The sequence below is a fragment of the Georgenia sp. EYE_87 genome (assembly GCF_023148685.1).
GTDB lineage: Bacteria > Actinomycetota > Actinomycetes > Actinomycetales > Actinomycetaceae > Georgenia.
The window spans coordinates 38,875-55,350 of sequence record NZ_JAHXNL010000010.1 but is presented as its reverse complement, the minus strand read 5'-3'; the positions used below and the strand labels follow the sequence as shown (position 1 = coordinate 55,350).

Genomic DNA, 16,476 nt, shown 5'->3' with positions numbered 1-16,476 from the left:
CCTTCCTCAGCCGCAGGCGGTGATCCGGTAGAGGGCCGCGGTCCCCTCCCGTGCCAGCAGGTCGAACCCGTCGGCGGTGTCGACGCCGTAGAGTCCCGGCCGAAAGTCGGCCAGTGTCCGTGCCCCGTAGGGCACGGACACGTCCTCGTAGTAGTAGCCGATGCCCTCCTCGTCGAGCACGTCGCACACCGTCGGGTCGGTGTGGATGTTGCGAAAGGTCTGCATGAGGAAGTCCTCGGCCTCGGTGGGAACCGAGTCACCCAACGCCGGGACGGCGGTCTGCCGGCCGGCCAGCGCAGGTATGAAGCCGGCCCCGTTCATAGGGTCCCCGAGCACCTGCGCGTCCGCCGGCAGGACGTCGCGCAGACCGCGAACGAAGTCCAGCTCGGACCCACTCGCCCAGGGAGGGTGGATCATCCGCTCCGGGTCGTACGCCCGGGCGGTCCACAGCACACGCTCGTCGTGGCGAAAGCCGCCGGACGTCGCGAAGGAGAGCCCGAGGAGGACCAGTACCACGGCGGCTGCAGCGACCGACGCGGCCCGAGCCGGCACCCGGGGCGCGACCCGCGGCACCGCCTTCATCACGGTGATCCCCACGGCAGCGAGGCCGACGGCGCCGAGGACCGCGGACATCGTCACCAGAAGGGAGTCGACGCGGTCCGGAGACTTGTACCAGAAGCCGGCAAGCACCCGGAGTCGTCCCTCGGGGCCGGCCGTCACGACGTACGCGGCGAGGGCGAGCAACCACGAGAAGGCGAGCCAGCGCGTATGCGCTCTCGCTGCGGCCGCGGCGAGCCCGACGCTGACGAGCGCCACCATGACGACGTTGACCCACGTCGAGGCCTCGCCGGTGCGCTCGGACAGCAGCGCCTGGACGAGTGCTGTGGACCGGCCCTGCTCCGGGCTGGCGAAGTTCGCCATCGCCTGCAGGCGCGGCACGGTGTAGACGGCGACCACGAACGCGAGACCCAGCACCCACGGAGCGGCGGCAACCGCAACCCCCGGCACGCCCCTGCGTCCCCGCACCAGACGAGTCCCGAGCCGCCAGCACTCCTGCACGAGCACGGGCGAGACGAGCAGCGCCAGCGCCGCCGCGCCCGAGGCGTGTGCGAGCACGACCCCTGCGGAGGACAGCGCGGCGGTGAGGACCCCGCGCCCACGGCTCTCCCGGAGACGTTGCAGCACCGCCACGGCGAGCGCGAGCGCACCAGGGGTCAGGGCTACCGAGAACCCGAACGGATACATTCCCTTGAACACCGCAGCGATCGTCGGGAAGGTGAGGAACGAGCATGCGACGACGGGGGCGACCGCCGCGACGACCGGACGCCCGGGCACCGCCACCGCGCCCAGCGCCGCGATCCCCAACAGCCACGGCATGAGGATGGCGACGTACAGCGCGGCGCCGGTCGCCACCTCGATCGGCGCCACGGCCGAGGCGAGCGCGACGACCGCGTGCCAAGCGCTCGGGTAGTACCCGGTTCCGCCGTCGCCGTACATCCCCGCCAGACCACCGAACGGCGAGGCGTTGCCGGTGCGACTGACGAGCTCGACACCGTTGAGGTGGAAGAGGGAGTCGTGCATCTGCGGGACGGCACTCAGGCTGCCCATGCCCTGGTGGTACGCCGCGACCTGGACCGCGAAGGCGACGGCGAGGCCCCCGACGACCATGGCAAGCCCGCGCCTGTCCGGGGCCGCCAGCCGCACGGAGCCGGCGGTGAGCCGCCCGAACAGACCGACGACGCCGCAGACCAGCACCAGCCAGAGGCCCGCCGACCACCAGAGCCACGGGACGCCGAGGAGGTCCAGCAGCACTGTGCCGGCACCGATGACGGCGATACTCGCGGCCGGCGCAGCGCCGACGACGAGGATCCCCCGGACGCCGAGGAGGCGCAGACAGGCGGCACCGGGTACAAACAGCAGCAGCACGACAACCGCTACGGAGGCGAGAAGGTCGAGCATCGTCATGCGGCGCGGCGCGTCGACCCGCGCGTTTCCCACCATGCGCGCGCCCGCAGTCCCGCCGAGATGGCGAGCCGCAGCGGAGCGAGGTACCAGGCGGCGTAACGCCTGTGCAGGTAGTGCTCCGCGCTGCGGTGGTGCGCCCGGATCATCGAGGCCGGCCGCTCCCGCCAGCTCGCGCCCTGGTCGTGGACCACCACCGCGGAGGGAACGTAGATGTTGTGCCAGCCCGCTCGACCGAGTCGCTCACCCAGATCAAGATCCTCGAAGAACATGAAGTAGCTCTCGTCGAAGCCCCCGGCGGGCGCCAGCGCCGCGCGCCGCAGCAGCAGGCACGCGCCGGAGAGCCAGCCGACGGCGTGCTCCGCCGGCTCGACGAACTCGTGCTCGCGCCGGTAGGCACGGGTCCACGGGTTGTTCTGCCAGACCCTCGCGAGCAGCGCATGCCCGGCGCCCTGCCGCAGCGAGGGCACCGCGCGCGCCGACGGGTAGACAGTGCCGTCGGTGTTGAGGATCTGCGGTCCCAGGGCGCCCGCGTCGGGGAGCCGGTCTCCTGCTTCCACAAGCGCGTCGAGCGAGCCGGGCCGCCAGATCACGTCCGGGTTCGCGACGACGACCCAGGGTTCGGCGCCGGCGCGGGCGCCGAGGTTGGCGGCGGCGCCGTACCCGAGGTTGGTGCCGGGGCGCAGGACCTCGGCGCCGTACCGTTCCGCGACGTCGTCGACCACATCGCGCTCGTCCCCGTTGTCGACCAGCACGAACGTGTAGGGCGACCGCGTCGCCTCGCTCAACGAACGCGCGAAGTGCTCGAGCTCGGGGCCGGGGTTGAACGTCACGCTCACCACCCGTACGCGGGACCCACCAACACTCTCCCCGTCTCGGACCATTCGCTCAGGCTAATACGTCGGCCCCGGCGTCCCATCCGGGCCGTCAGAAACCACCGCAGGAAGTGATCTTCCACACAGAGGCGGTCCCACCGGCGTCGACCCGTTCGAACCCGGCCGTGTCGACGCCGTACATGCCGGGATTGCTCTGGGCGAGATCCCACCCGTAGATGGTGATCGGCGCGTCGAGGTACACGTGCGTGACTCCGAGGCGTCCGATCGCGGCGCACACCGCGGGGTCCTCGCCGACGTCCCTGAAGTGCTGGAGCAGGTACTGGGCGTCGGCTGCCCGAGCGCTGCCGCCGGAGACGTGGGGCGGAACGGCCCTGCGTCCGGTCACGGCGGGCACGAACGCCGCTCCGTTGAACGGGTCCCCCACGACCACCGCATCCGCCGGCAGCGTCTGCCGGAGCCGCCAGAGCATCGCCACCTCCTCGTCGGAGGCGTAGGCGCCACGGGCCGCCATCGCGTCGGGGACGAAGTACGGCGCGATCCAGAACTGCGACTTCTCCTCCGCGCGGAAACCTCCGGAGACCAGGAAGCATCCGATCCCGAGCACAACGGCCAGCACACCCGCCGTCACCGCCCGCCACCCTCCCTGAGCGGTCCGCGCGCGTCTCGGAGCGGTCCGCGCACGCCCGGGCACGAGGTAGACGAGCAGGCTCCCGACGAAGCAGACGCCGACGGCCACGAGCGGGGCCCACAGGGTGTCTGCGACCGCCTGGACGCGCGAGCCCTCGTTGTACCAGAAGGCGCTGAGCAACTTCCAGGGTCCCGCGGGCAGGTAAGCCACCACGTACACCGCGAGGAAGAGCGCCCACGCGAGAGCCAGCCAGCGACTGCTGCGGCGGGTGAGCGCCACGACTAGCCCGATGCCTCCGGCGACAGCCAGCGGCAGGTTCACCAACGGGTCGGCGGGCCCGAACGAGTCCATGAGCAGGGCGTTGCGCACGCTGGCCCCGACGGCCGTCACGTCGCGCTCGAATCCCATCATCGAGCGCAGCCGCTCCGTCGAGAGCACCGACCAGACTGCCGCGGCCGCCACGGCAACAGATCCGGCAGCGACGGCGGCAGCTGCCACACCTCGACCGGCGCGCGCGAGGCTCCGGACGACGGTGGCGACCTGGAGCAGCACCAGCGGTGCGAGGGCGAACGCCACGGCCACCAGGGCGGAGGTATGAACCGCGAACAGGCCGAGGGCCGCGAGACCGAGGAGCACGAGGATGGTCGCGGGTCTGGCTAGGCCGCCCCTCGCGCGGCGGCTGCTCCTCCGCCCGAGCACCACGTGAGCGACGAGCGCGAGAACGCCCGGGACCAGGGCGACGGCCACGGTCAGCGGGTACTGCGACATGCGGATCATGACCGACGGGTAGGCGGTCGACGCCCCCGCCACCAGCGGCGCGACCACCGCGACCGCCGGCAAGCTGGGAAAGCAGACTCGGGCCAGCGCCGCCACGCCGAGCATCCAGGTGCCGAGCGCGACGAAGAGCATGACGTTCGCGACGAGCACCGCAGGCCCGGGGAGCAGCCCTGCGACCGCGTGCCAGAGCGACGGGTAGAAGACGGACTGCGCCGAGTCTCCGTAGAGCGGATCAAGGCCCCCGAACGGCGACGCGTCGCCGAAGTCTCTGACGATCTCGATGGCGCTGTAGTGAAAGGGCGCGTCCCACGCCTGCAGCAAAGCTCCGGGATGGATCATCCCCGCCTTGAGCGGCAGCGCCTGCACGAGGAACCCGACCGCCGCCGAGCCCGCGACGGCCACCGCCCACCATCGGCCGCCGTCCTCCGCCGGAGCCTCCCGGGTTCGCATCTTCCACGTGACCGCGACGCCCACAGCCAGGAGCGCGACGAGCACGAGGCCCACCGAGAGTGGGGACCAGGGCACACCCACCGCGGATAGGCCGATTGCCACGGCACCGAGGGCGCCGAAGGTCACGGCCGGCGCGCCTGCGAGGGCGACGAGACCGCGGGCCGGCAGGGCTCGAAGCACTAGTGCCCCGGGGATGTAGAGCACCGCCAGGGCGGCCAGGGCCACCGGCAGCGTCTGCGTCCAGGTCATCAATGCGCCGACGTCGGACGCACCGACCTCATGCGCCGCCGCCGATCACTAGCCGGGGGGTGCCGTTCCAGGCCGCGGCGTCGGTGACCCGGCGGCCGTCGAAGAGCAGCCGGAGCCCGGGCAGGTCGGCCGGGGTCAGGTCGGCGTACTCGGGGTGGTCGGCCTGGACGATGGCCAGGTCCGCGCTCTCGCCGAGGTGGTAGGGCTCCCAGCCGAGGGCGGCGAGCTCGTCGTCGGTGTACATCGGGTCGTGCACCGCCACGGCCGCCCCGCGCTCGCGCAGGGCGTCGACGGTGGCGAAGGCCCCGGAGAACGCGGTCTCCTTGACCCGGCCGCGGTAGGAGGCGCCGAGGACCACGGCCCGCAGCCCGGACAGGTCCCCCAGGACCTCCGCGGCCCGGGCGACCACGTGCGCGGGCATGGCCGCGTTGGACTGGCGGGCGGTGCGCACGATGGACGCGTCCGGGTCGGTGGAGAGGTACAGGCGCGGGTAGACCGGGATGCAGTGCCCGCCCACCGCGATGCCCGGGCGGTGGATGTGGGAGTATGGCTGGGAGTTGCAGGCCTCGATGACCTTGTACACGTCGATCCCGGCCTTGTCCGCGAACAGCGCGAACTGGTTCGCCAGGCCGATGTTGACGTCGCGGTAGGTGGTCTCGGCGAGCTTGGCCATCTCCGCCGCCTCGGCGGTGCCCATGTCCCACACCCCGTTCGGCCGGGCCAGGTCGGGCCGGTCGTCGAAGGACAGCACGGCCTCGTAGAACTCCACCGCCCGCCTCGTGCCCGCCTCGGACAGCCCGCCCACCAGCTTGGGGTAGCGCCGCAGGTCGGCGAACACCCGCCCGGTCAGCACCCGCTCCGGGGAGAACACCAGGTGGAAGTCCTCACCCTCGCTCAGCCCCGAGATCTCCTCGATCAGCGGCTTCCACCGGTTCCGGGTGGTCCCCACCGGCAGGGTCGTCTCGTACGAGATCAGCGTCCCGGGCGTGAGGTGCTCGGCCAGCGACCGGGTCGCGGCGTCCATCCATTCAAAGTCCGGCGCCCACGTCTCGTCGTCGACGAACAGCGGCACCACCAGCACCACCGCGTCCGCGCCCGGGATCGCCTCGGCGTACTCCGTCGTCGCCCGCAGGCGCCCGGCCGGCACCAGCTCGGCCAGCTTCTCCTGCAGGTGCGCCTCACCCGGGAACGGCTCCGTCCCGGCGTTGACCAGGTCCACGACTGATCTCTGCACATCCACCCCGACCACCTCGTGGCCGGCGTCGGCGAACTGGACCGCCAGGGGAAGACCGATCTTGCCCAGTGCGACGACTGCGATGCGCATGCTTCTCCTCAGAGACGAGAGTAGGTCGGGGGCCAGCGTACCCACGCCGGCGCGCTGGCTCCTGGGACCGTCCGGAAGCCGCCGGGGCCCGCCCTACCATGGGCGGCATGCCGAAACGCCCGCGCGTGCTCATCCTGTCTTTTTCCGAACTCGTGCGCGACGCGCGCCTCCTCCGGCAGATCTCCGCGGTGTCACAGGTGGCCGAGGTCACAACGATGGGGTACGGGCCGCGTCCGTCGGGCGCCACGGAACACCTTGAGATACCCACTTCGGCGATGTCCCTGCCGCAGACGCCCTCGGGCGTACTCAAGCTCGCCACGCGACGCCTGCGGTCGGCCGAGCTAGCCGCCCCGGCGTCGAGAGCGGCGCTGCGTCTCGGCCAGGGACGGCGGTGGGACGCCGTGGTGGCGAACGATGCTAGGTCGCTCCCTGCTGCCTTCCGGCTCGCGGGTGATGCGCCGGTGTGGGCGGACATGCACGAGTGGGCCCCCGAGGAGCGCACCCAGCTCACCTCGTGGCGTCTGCTGGTCGCACCCCTGATGGACCACTGCTGCCGCGTGTACCTCCCGAGGTGCGCGGCCACGACCACCGTTGCGGGCTCCATCGCGGACCTCTACGCCGACCGGTACGGCGTCCGGCCGCGCGTCATGCGCAACGCCGCAGCGTGGGCAGATCTCCGGCCGACACCGGTCGATGACGACCGGATCCGCCTCGTCCACTCGGGCGGCGCGGTGCCGGGCAGATCGATCGAACTCATGCTTGACGCCGCCGTCCGGCTGGGCGACGACTTCAGCCTGGACCTGTACCTGGTGCCGGCTGCTGACGGGGGGCGGTACCTGCGCTCGCTCGAGGAGCGTGCGCACGGAGCGCCGCACATCAGGTTTCACCCGCCGGTCGCGCCCGACGCGCTGGCCACGACGCTGAACGCCTACGACGTCGGGGTTTTCTGGATCCCGCCGTACAACCCCAACGCGGCCCGCACCCTGCCCAACAAGCTCTTCGACTTCGTCCAGGCCCGCCTGGCCGTCGCCATCGGACCGACACCCGAGATGGCGAGGGTGGTCCGGGATCACCGCCTGGGAATCGTCAGCGACGATTTCGAGCTCGACACGATCGTCGACAGCCTTCGCGGCCTCGGCCGGGAGGAGATCGCCCGTTACAAGCAGGCCTCGCACCAGGCCAGTCGCGAGCTGTCCTTCGAGAGAGAGGCCGCACTCGCCCGGGAGATCATTACGACGATCACAGCGTGAGCCGCCGAGCGACACCCAGCACCGAATCGGCCGCCCGCTCGCCAGTCGCGCGCAACGAGGCGTGCTCCTCCACCCACCTGCGCGCGGACGCCGGGTCCGGGCGTGGTCCGTCCAGCGCACGGAGCATCGCCTCGGCGACGGCCTCCTCGTCGTGCTTGGTGGTCCAGCCGAACCCCTGGTCGACCACGTCACGAAGGGGGCCCGGGCCGGCGTAGACCACGGGGCACCCGACGGCGAGCGCGGCGAACACCTTCGTCGGCCTGGCGAGGTCGTAGCCCAGTCCGGGCCGGATGCTCACCAGCGACGCGACGGCACCGAGCAACCAGGCAGCGGCCTCGGCCGGGGAGACTCTGTCGTGCATACGGACGACACCGTCCGGGAGCGTGCGGGCTATCTCGCGGATTCGTTCCCAGGAGCTGCCCTGGCCGAGGTACACGAGCCGGACGTCGGGGTGGCGGGCGTAAACGCGGCGCATCGCGCTCGCAAATACCTCCGCGCCCTGCCACTCCGAAGCCGTGCCGGCGTACAGGAAGTACCGGCCCGCCGCGGGGGCCGGTGCGGCGCCCTCGGCTGCGAAGACGCGGGTGTCGATCCCGTTCGGCACGACCGAGACCCGCCTGGCTCCGAGCTCTTGGACACGCTCGCCCACCTCGGGCGAGACGGCGAGGACCGCCGCCGCGCGGCGCAGGACGAGTCGCTCGACGGCCCGGAGCGCGGCCACCACCGGCCGCGGCGCGCTCGCCCCTGCCGCGTCGGACCAGATGTCCGCCGCGTAGTAGACGTAGGGGAACCGCCGCACGATGCCCGCCAGCGCCACCACGGCACCGGTCGTGGGCGGTGGCTCAGCGACGACGACGTCCGGCCTCCGCGCGAGGAGCAGGCGGAGGAAGAGCGGAACGTCGAAGCTCAAGTACTGCACGTAGCCCCGGACATAGCCGGTCGGGTCGCGCAGCACCGGCCAGCGACGCACGTCGACGCCGGGGACGTCCGGCGTCGCGCCGTCGGGAGCACGCGTGGTCAGGACCGTGACGTCGGCACCGTCGTCCTGCAGGGCCAGGGCCAGTGCCTCCAGCCGGAAGGAGGCCGCCGCCGGCTCCGGCACGAAGATCCGGGACGCCACGAACGCCCTTGTGCTGCTCCCCACCGAGTCCTCCTGCAGTGCCGTCCGTTCAGCCCTGGCAGCCTACGGGACGTCCGCAGCGGGCCTCGTACCAGCGAGCGCCCTTTCGTACAGGTCCGTGCTCGCACCCACGAACGTGGAGGCGCTGAAGCGTTGCCGCGCCCGGGCCCGGATCGACTCCCGAGGGAAGTCGTCGAGGTGGCGGACCATGTGCGTGAGGGCGTCCGCGAGCCCCGCCTCGTCGTCGACGTCGACGAGCAGGCCGGTGCCCGGCTCCACGGAGAACTGACCCGCCCACGTCCGGGTGGCCACGACCGGCACGCCGCACGCCTGTGCCTCGGAGAGCACCGTCCCGCCGGCCTCGACGGCACTGGCGAGCACGAAGACGTCGCTCGACGCGAGAACGCCGGCCACCTCCTGACGCGGAAGCCGCCCGGGCAGCTCCACGTGATCGGAGATCCCCAGCTCGGCTGCCACTGCCGACAGTTCCTCGACTCGAAGAGGACTGCCGCCCACGATGCGGAGTCTGGTCCGGGGCACGCGCCGGTGGACGGTGGCGAAGGCCCGCAGGGTCAGCTCTGGGCGCTTGTTCACGTCGAGATGGGAGATGTGCGTCAGCACCACCTCGTCGTCGGCGTTCCGCGCGCGCAACGGCTCGGCGAAGAAGGCGTCGGGGACCGGGAGCGCGATCACGTCCCACGGCGGGGTTCCGTAGTGCGCCGCGAGCTCGCTCGCGATCGCCGTGGAGACGGTGGCGAGGCCGCTCGCTCCCCGGACGGCACCGCGGATGCCGGCGAAGCGGCCCCCCGTGCGCGGCACGGTGAGGGACCACGGCCGGTGCTCCGTGAGGACGTAGGGAACGCCCCAGCGCCGGGACGCCTCGGCCGCCACGTGCACCGCCGGCAGGACGGAGTGGGCGTGGACCACGTCCGGGACGCCGGCCTCGCGCTCGTAGGCGGCGAGCGCACGCCGTGCCAGCCGCCGGACTACAGCGCCTTCCATCACCTGCACCTTGCCGGGCATGGTCGGCACGACGCCGCGAACGACGACGACGCCGTCCTCCCTGCTGACCGTCGCCCCACCCCCGCGCACCCACCGCGCGAGATGCGTGTGGGCCACGGAGCAGACACCCACCTCGAGGCCGCCGTCGCGGAGCATGTGCGTCTGGTCCCGGAAGAAGCTCCCGCCGAGAGGGTTCGCGTCGTCGGGGTACCAGGACGGGACCTGCAGGACGTGCACCCCGGCGGCCCCTTCCGAAACGCTTCGCGGTCGCGCTTAGGGTATCCGACATGAAGGTTCTCTCCGTCGTCGGCGCCCGTCCACAGTTCGTCAAGCTCGCGCCGGTGGCGCACGAGGCCGCCGCGCGCGGCGTCCACCACGTCATCGTCCACACCGGGCAGCACTACGACCCGATGCTCTCGGACGTCTTCTTCGACGAGCTCGGCATCCCGGCGCCCGACGTCCACCTCGGCGTCGGGTCGGCGAGCCACGGTCACCAGACCGGCGCCATGCTCGCCAGGCTGGAGGACGTGCTCGCCGAGCACCGCCCGGACTGGGTGCTGGTGTACGGCGACACGAACTCCACGCTGGCCGCCGCGCTCGCCGCCGTGAAGATCCACCTGCCGGTGGCGCACCTCGAGGCAGGCCTGCGTTCCTTCAACCGGCAGATGCCGGAGGAGCACAACCGGGTCCTGACCGACCACTGCGCCGACCTGCTCCTCGCGCCCACCGACACGGCAGCCCGCCACCTCGAGCGCGAGGGCCTCCGCGAGCGCACCCGGGTGGTGGGAGACGTCATGACCGACGTGCTGCTGCAGACCCGGGACGGGCTGACGGGCGATCGGCCTGCGTCGCTCGAGCGCCTCGGGCTCCGCGACGGTGAGTTCTACCTCGCGACGATCCACCGCGCCGAGTCCACCGACGACCCGCAGCGCCTCGCGGACACGATCGGTTCGCTCGCGGCTCTGGACGCGCCCGTCGTCCTGCCCGCCCACCCCCGGCTGGTCGCCAAGGCCGCCGAGCACGGGTTGTCTCTCGCCGGTGGCTCCCTCCGAGTCGTGGAGCCCCTGGCCTACCGCGAGCTCGTCGCCACGACGATGCGTGCCCGTGGCGTCGTCACTGACTCCGGCGGGCTGCAGAAGGAGGCCTTCCTCCTCCGCACGCCGTGCACGACCGTACGCACCGAGACGGAGTGGGTGGAGACCGTCGAGCTCGGGTGGAACGTCCTCGCCGAGCCCGGCGAGGGACTCGTCGCCGCGGCTACCAGGCCCCGGCCGGCCGAGACGGACGCCGCCCCGTACGGGGAAGGCCGCGCCGCCGAGAAGGTGGTCGACGCGCTGCTCGCCGGCGTTCCCGCCACCGTGCCGGCGCGGTGAGGGTCGCTCTCTCCGTCGGCACCGTCCGGATCCCGCCGACGTACTTCGTGCTGCAGCACGCCGAGCGGCTCGACGGCGAGGCTTCGCTCTTCGCCCTCGTCGCCGAGGTCACCGACCCTGCTCTGCGCACCCCTGTGCACGCGGCCGTCCCGGGTGCGGGGCTGCTCTCTTTCCGGCAGCGGGAGGTGCTCGAACCGCTCTTCCTGCGCCGCATGGCCCGGATGATCGCGAGGTACCGCCCCGACGTCGTCCACCAGCACACCGGCACCTGGACGTTGCCGGCGGTGCGGGCGTCGCGACGGACGGGCGCACCGCTCGTCACCACGCTCCACGGCGCGGACGTCTTCCTCAACCTGCGGCCCGTGACGACGGTGATGCAGCGCTGGCACCGGAAGAACTTCCGCGCCGCCGCCCGCGCGTCGCGGGTGGTGCTCCCGGTGAGCAAATTCCTGGCGGACCGCGCGGCGGATGCCGGCGTTCCGCGTCACAGGCTGATCGTTCACTACCAGGGTGTCGACACGGACGTGTTCACGCCGGGCCCCATGGAGGAGCGGGATCTTCCGGTCGTAACCCACGTGGGGGCGCTGCACCGGCGGAAGGGCGTGCACGACCTCGTGGCCGCGTCCCTTGCCCTGGCCGACGTCGTACCTCATGAGCTCCACCTGATCGGCACCGGACCGCTGCGGGACGACGTCGCCGCGCAGGCGCGCACCCATCAGCACATCAAGCTGCGCGGCGCGCTCGACCGCACGCAGGTGCGCGACGCCCTGCGCGCCAGCGACATCTTCGTGCTGGCGACGCAGGAACACGAAGGGTGGCGAGAGGCCGCTGGGCTGGTCACCCTGGAGGCGCAGGCGTGCGGCGTACCCGTGGTCGTGAATGACTCCGGCGGTGCTTCCGAGATGCTCGTCCGGGGCGAGACGGGCCTGCTCGCCCGCGAGAAGGACGTCGAGTCCCTCACCGAGACCCTGCGCGCCATGCTCGAGATGCCAGCCGAGGAGCGGCGGGACATGGGCCGGCGCGGCCGCGAGTTCGTCGAGTCCCGTCGGTCGACGGCGCACGCCGTCGCGGAGCTCGAGGACATCTACCGCTCGTTGACGCCCTGATCCTCCAGCGCACCCTCGCCTGCGAGCACCCGTGCCACCTCGGCCGCCCGGGCCCGCCACGTGTGGTCCTCGCGCACCCGGCGAGCGACAGCGGCCCGCTCTGCCACCTCCTCGGGCGCGTCCCGGAGCCGCTCGAGCAGAGCGGCGAGCGCCTCCTCGTCGTACGGCAGCACCCAGCCCGCACCGCTGTCGCGGACGATGTCGCCGGCCAGCGTGCCTTCGGAGGCGATGACGGGCCTGCCCCGGCCGAGGTACTCGAACAGCTTCACAGGCACCGCGAACCGGCGGTACTCGGTCGGCTGGAGATAGAGGACGGCCACGGAGGCCGCCTCGTAGTGGACGTCCAGCCTGTCGCTGCGCGCATAGACGACGGCCGTCGCGTCCCCGAGCAGCGGCTCGTACTCCTGCCGCGCCCGTTCCCAGTGGGCCGGTGGTACGCACATGGTGAGGGGCAGGCCCGCCAGGCGACCGACGGCGCGCACAAAGACCCGCAGGTCGTAGTCACCACCGATGCCCCCGACGTAAAAGAGGCTCAGCCCGCGCGGCGTCGGAGAGTCGCGGACCTCCGACCCTGGCGGAAGGGCGGTGAAGGAGCTGCGGGGCGGGACCGGGACCACCGGGGCCATGTGCTCCGAGGGTAGGAAGAAGTGGGGGCGAGCGAGCCGGTAGACCAGAAGATCGAAGCGGTAGAGCACCTGGAGGAGCGCGGACCACCACCAGGAAGCCCCCGCCATGGACGTCTCGAATCGCCAGTACACGTCCCGGTAGAACACGCCGTACGGCACGCCGTGCGCGCGGCAGAGCCGCCAGAGCGCCGGCTCGAGCAGCAGCGGGAAGCCCTGCCGGACGGAGGTGCCGAGCGCGTTGGGCATGGTCGAGCTCTCCGAGTACAGGAAGTCCACCCGGCCGCCGGCCCGCAGGTGCTGGCGCAGCGCCCGGAGCGCCGCCCGCCGCTCCCCGGGCCGGCCGGTGACCTCGATGACGTCGTAGCCCAGCTCGCCGAACGCGTCACGCATGCGCAGGGGCCGCAGCCGACTCGCCGACGTGGGGTTCGGGTCGATCGCGTACGGGGCGTGGAAGACCATCGTGGGACGGTCGCGCGCGGTGGTCACGGTCGGTCTCCTTCAGAGGCCCGCACGGAGCCGGTTCTGTCGTACTCACGTGCCGTCACGTCGGTCATGACGACCATCATCACCAGCATGGCCGCCATGAGAGCGCCCAGGAGGTAGGTGGTGGTGAGCAGGTCCCACGGCGAGAACGCCAGCAGGCTGAGCGGCAGGACGCAGAACACCGCGGAGAAGACGAGCATCCGCTGCTGCTTCTCGGCGACCACGAAGACGGTGGAGATGGGCGCCGTCACGAGCTGCATGTAGAGCCACGGGGTGAGGGCACGTGCGAAGTCGCCGGACCTGTCCCACTGCTCGCCGAGCACGAACGGGAACAGCCAGGGCGAGATCATCCAGAGGAACGCGAACGGCACAACGCCGATGGCTGCGGACCGACCGACCGCCGCGCGGACCAGCCGGGTCATCTCCCCGGGGACGGCAGCGGCCAGGCGCTGGAGGAACACCTGTTGGACGGCACCGTTGATGACCATCACCGGCGCCTGGAGCAGGCGCCAGGCCATGTTGAACTGGCCGAGAGCGGAGACCGCGTAAGTCGCGACCAGCAGGTTGATGCCGTTCAGCCTCAGGCTGTCGAGGAGCGCGGCCGGGCCGGTGAGAAGGGGCATCCGTCGGTAGCGGCGCGCCATGTCGCGAACGCTGGGGCCGCCTTCGGGCAACGGACCGCGCAGCTCGGGCGTGTGGCGCACGAGCCGCGCCCACGCCCACGCCTGCCCGAGGATCTGGCCCAGCACCAGCCCAGTCATGGAGACGAGCCCCGCAAGACCGAGCCCGATCTGGCCGCCGGCCGTCCCGAGGCTCTGCTGCATCTTGTTCGCTGCGATGGTCCGGTACCGCGTGTGCCGGTTGAGCCAGTAGCTGATGGCGTTGATCTGCGCGAGGAAGTAGGCCGAGAGTCCGCCGAGCATGAGCCAGCGAGAGAGGGCGACGTCGTCGAAATGGTCGGCCACCCACGGCGAGGCTGCGACGAACACGACAGTGGCGAGGAGGCACACGATGGCGATGGAGCGAGAGGCGAGGCGGTAGACGACGCGGGCGTCGTCGTTCGTCTTCGGGAGCATGATGGCGACCTCGTACCGCAGCGACGCGACTGTCACGATCACGCCGGTGACCGAGGTGAAGATCGCGATGCCGCCGTACGCCTCGGGCGAGAAGATGCGAGCAAGCACCAGCGAGGCCGCCATCGCGACGACCTGCGCGAAGATCGTCCCCGACATCAGCGTCATGACATGACGGACGAACCGGGAGCCGCCGAGCTGCGCGGTCAGCCAGGTCCGGAGCCGAGAAACCAATCCACCGCACCTCCTCCGATGACTGATGACCTGCCGGTGCCCGCATTCCGACGAGGCTCCCGCCTCGGACGAGGCTAGTGCCTGCGAAGAACCGACCTGACATCGGCACCACCCGGAGCTGGCCAGTCCCTACCCGGCTCGCCCTGCGGAACCCGGAGACAGCAGGAGCGGCCAGTAGACTGACCCGGATTTTCTCGCCCGCGCCACTGGAGGTCTCGCCTTGCCAGGGTTTTTCGTGTCCAACCGAGATCCCGGGAAGGCCACGGCCGCCAGCGGCAGCTCGCTGCTCACGGAATCGATCCACCACCAGGATCTCCACGTCCGCCGCGCCACGCTCCCCCGCTTTCTCGACGACAAGCTCTTCCACGAGGACGAGCGCTACATCGTCGTGACCGACGGCGTGCTGCTCAACAAGTCCGCGCTGCTCCGGGACCGGAACGCGAGCTCGCTGGCCGAGCTGGTGCGCGGCTATCTCGACGACGACGTGCACGATTTCTTCAGGTATTTCCGGGGCAGCTTCTCCGGCGCCTTCTACGACAAGTCGTCCCGCGAATGGACGGCCTTCACCAACCACGTCGGCGACAAGGCTGTCTTCTGGTCGACCGCCGGCGAGATGTTCGCGATCAGCTCCGACGTCAACGATCTGCTCACGTGGAACCGGGCGGTCGGGCGACAGCTCTCCGTCAATGAGAACGCCGTGTACTCGATCCTCACCTACGGCTTCATGACCGGTGGCGAGACCTACGCGAACGAGATCACGCGCGTTCCGCCCGGCCACTACCTGAAGGTCCTGGGAGGAACCGCGACGGTCCACCGGTACCACCAGCTCGTCCGGCGACCTGACGAGCTCACGGGCGTGGCCGTCGAGGAGATCGTCGATCAGCTCGACGCGATGTTCCAGGACGCCGTGCGGACGGAGTTCGAGAAGGACGTCGAGTACGGGTACCGGCACCTGGTCGACCTGAGCGGGGGGCTCGACTCGCGGATGGTGACGTGGGTGGCCCACCAGCTGGGCTACCAGGACATGCTCAACATCACCTTCAGTCAGTCCGGCTACCTCGACGCGACCATCGCGGCCCACATCGCCGATCACCTCGGCAACGAGTTCCTGCTCAAGAGCCTGGACGACGCGAGCTTCATCTTCGACGACAGCCAGATCGTCGCGATGAACCACGGCCTGGCCCTCTACTCCGGCATCACCGGCGGGAAGCAGCTGCTAGACGTGCTGAACCTCGACCACTTCGGGATCGAGCACACGGGTCAGCTGGGCGACGTCGTCGTCGGCTCGTTCCTGCCGCGATCGAGCGGCACGACTCCGGTCCGGATGGCGGGGGCGTACTCGAGCAGGTTCGCGGACAAGCTGGACCGAACGCACCTCGATGCGTACTCGGACCAGGAGATCTACATGTTCTACCAGCGAGGATTCAACGGCGCACTGAACACCCACCTGATCCGGCAGCACTACACGGAGGTCGGCAGCCCGTTCCTGAACGTCGAGCTCATGGAGTTCTGCCTCGGCGTCCCGCTCGCGCTGCGTGCGAACCACAAGCTGTACAAGGAGTGGATCGTGCGGAAGCACCCGGGCGCCGCTTCCTTCCGGTGGGAGAAGACCGGTGCCTATCTCTCCGAGGGGCGCCTGGGCGCCAAACTTAGAGGCGTCAGGAAGTACGGCCCTCCCCGGCTCCGGAAGGCGCTCCGTCTTCCGGCTCCCGCGCGCGCGACGGCGAACTCCATGAACCCGTTCGAGTTCTGGTACGCCACGAAGCCTGCGGTGCGGGAACATTTCTCGCGACGGGCCAGGACCGTCGACACCCTTCCCGTGGGCAACGAGGTGCGGTCCGACCTCACAGAGATGTTCCAGCAGGGAACCGTCCTGGAGAAGACGCAGGCGCTCACCGCCGTCGCCGCACTGGAGAAGTACTTCCTCCACTGACAGCCGCCCTTCGGGACGCCATCAGATTCGGAACCGGGGCCCCGAGAGCG

Annotated in this window: 12 protein-coding genes; 4 read left to right on the top strand and 8 right to left on the bottom strand. The window is 71.2% G+C overall.

Annotated elements, in window-relative coordinates:
* Positions 1–6: 6 nt before the first annotated feature.
* From KZX45_RS14550 to KZX45_RS14535, 4 genes are all read right to left on the bottom strand, one after another.
* On the bottom strand, positions 7–2,001 hold the full coding sequence (locus KZX45_RS14550; RefSeq protein WP_248258475.1) for a DUF6541 family protein: 1,995 nt from the start codon (positions 1,999–2,001) through the stop codon (positions 7–9).
* Positions 1,962–2,795 (bottom strand): glycosyltransferase family 2 protein, encoded by an 834-nt coding sequence (locus tag KZX45_RS14545; protein WP_248258474.1) that lies wholly within the window; start codon positions 2,793–2,795, stop codon positions 1,962–1,964. The genes KZX45_RS14550 and KZX45_RS14545 overlap by 40 nt, the downstream gene beginning before the upstream one ends.
* 94 nt (positions 2,796–2,889) lie before the next feature.
* The gene (locus KZX45_RS14540) at positions 2,890–4,902 is read right to left on the bottom strand and encodes a DUF6541 family protein (protein WP_248258473.1); all 2,013 of its coding nucleotides are present in this window, start codon (positions 4,900–4,902) and stop codon (positions 2,890–2,892) included.
* A gap of 28 nt (positions 4,903–4,930) precedes the next feature.
* Positions 4,931–6,226, bottom strand: a complete 1,296-nt coding sequence (locus tag KZX45_RS14535; protein WP_248258472.1) for a nucleotide sugar dehydrogenase — start codon at positions 6,224–6,226, stop codon at positions 4,931–4,933.
* 98 nt (positions 6,227–6,324) lie between these two features.
* Between KZX45_RS14535 and KZX45_RS14530 the strand changes: the two genes are divergently transcribed.
* Positions 6,325–7,476 carry a hypothetical protein gene (locus KZX45_RS14530; protein ID WP_248258471.1) on the top strand — a complete coding sequence of 384 codons (1,152 nt, stop codon included), beginning with the start codon at positions 6,325–6,327 and terminating at the stop codon, positions 7,474–7,476.
* On the opposite strand, the gene KZX45_RS14525 is transcribed toward KZX45_RS14530, so the two are convergent.
* Both KZX45_RS14525 and KZX45_RS14520 read right to left on the bottom strand, forming a co-directional pair.
* Positions 7,466–8,620 (bottom strand): glycosyltransferase family 4 protein, encoded by a 1,155-nt coding sequence (locus KZX45_RS14525; RefSeq protein WP_248258470.1) that lies wholly within the window; start codon positions 8,618–8,620, stop codon positions 7,466–7,468. The two genes, KZX45_RS14530 and KZX45_RS14525, sit on opposite strands and share 11 nt — an antisense overlap.
* 39 nt (positions 8,621–8,659) lie before the next feature.
* Positions 8,660–9,835: a glycosyltransferase gene (locus KZX45_RS14520; RefSeq protein WP_248258469.1), complete on the bottom strand. Its 1,176-nt coding sequence runs from the start codon at positions 9,833–9,835 to the stop codon at positions 8,660–8,662.
* Between the two features lie 50 nt (positions 9,836–9,885).
* On the opposite strand from KZX45_RS14520, the gene wecB reads away from it, so the two are divergent.
* Both wecB and KZX45_RS14510 read left to right on the top strand, forming a co-directional pair.
* The gene (wecB, locus tag KZX45_RS14515) at positions 9,886–10,971 is read left to right on the top strand and encodes a non-hydrolyzing UDP-N-acetylglucosamine 2-epimerase (protein ID WP_248258468.1); all 1,086 of its coding nucleotides are present in this window, start codon (positions 9,886–9,888) and stop codon (positions 10,969–10,971) included.
* A complete protein-coding gene (locus tag KZX45_RS14510) occupies positions 10,968–12,077 on the top strand; it encodes a glycosyltransferase family 4 protein (protein WP_248258467.1) in 1,110 nt (369 codons plus the stop codon). The genes wecB and KZX45_RS14510 overlap by 4 nt, the downstream gene beginning before the upstream one ends.
* On the opposite strand, the gene KZX45_RS20360 is transcribed toward KZX45_RS14510, so the two are convergent.
* The gene (locus tag KZX45_RS20360) at positions 12,056–13,189 is read right to left on the bottom strand and encodes a glycosyltransferase (RefSeq protein WP_248258466.1); all 1,134 of its coding nucleotides are present in this window, start codon (positions 13,187–13,189) and stop codon (positions 12,056–12,058) included. The two genes, KZX45_RS14510 and KZX45_RS20360, sit on opposite strands and share 22 nt — an antisense overlap.
* Positions 13,186–14,493 (bottom strand): lipopolysaccharide biosynthesis protein, encoded by a 1,308-nt coding sequence (locus KZX45_RS14500; protein WP_248258465.1) that lies wholly within the window; start codon positions 14,491–14,493, stop codon positions 13,186–13,188. Before KZX45_RS14500 ends, KZX45_RS20360 begins: the two co-directional genes overlap by 4 nt.
* A 235-nt stretch (positions 14,494–14,728) precedes the next feature.
* Here KZX45_RS14500 and KZX45_RS14495 point away from each other — a divergent pair, with 235 nt between their 5' ends.
* Positions 14,729–16,426 carry an asparagine synthase-related protein gene (locus KZX45_RS14495; RefSeq protein ID WP_248258464.1) on the top strand — a complete coding sequence of 566 codons (1,698 nt, stop codon included), beginning with the start codon at positions 14,729–14,731 and terminating at the stop codon, positions 16,424–16,426.
* The last annotated feature ends 50 nt before the right edge of the window (positions 16,427–16,476 follow it).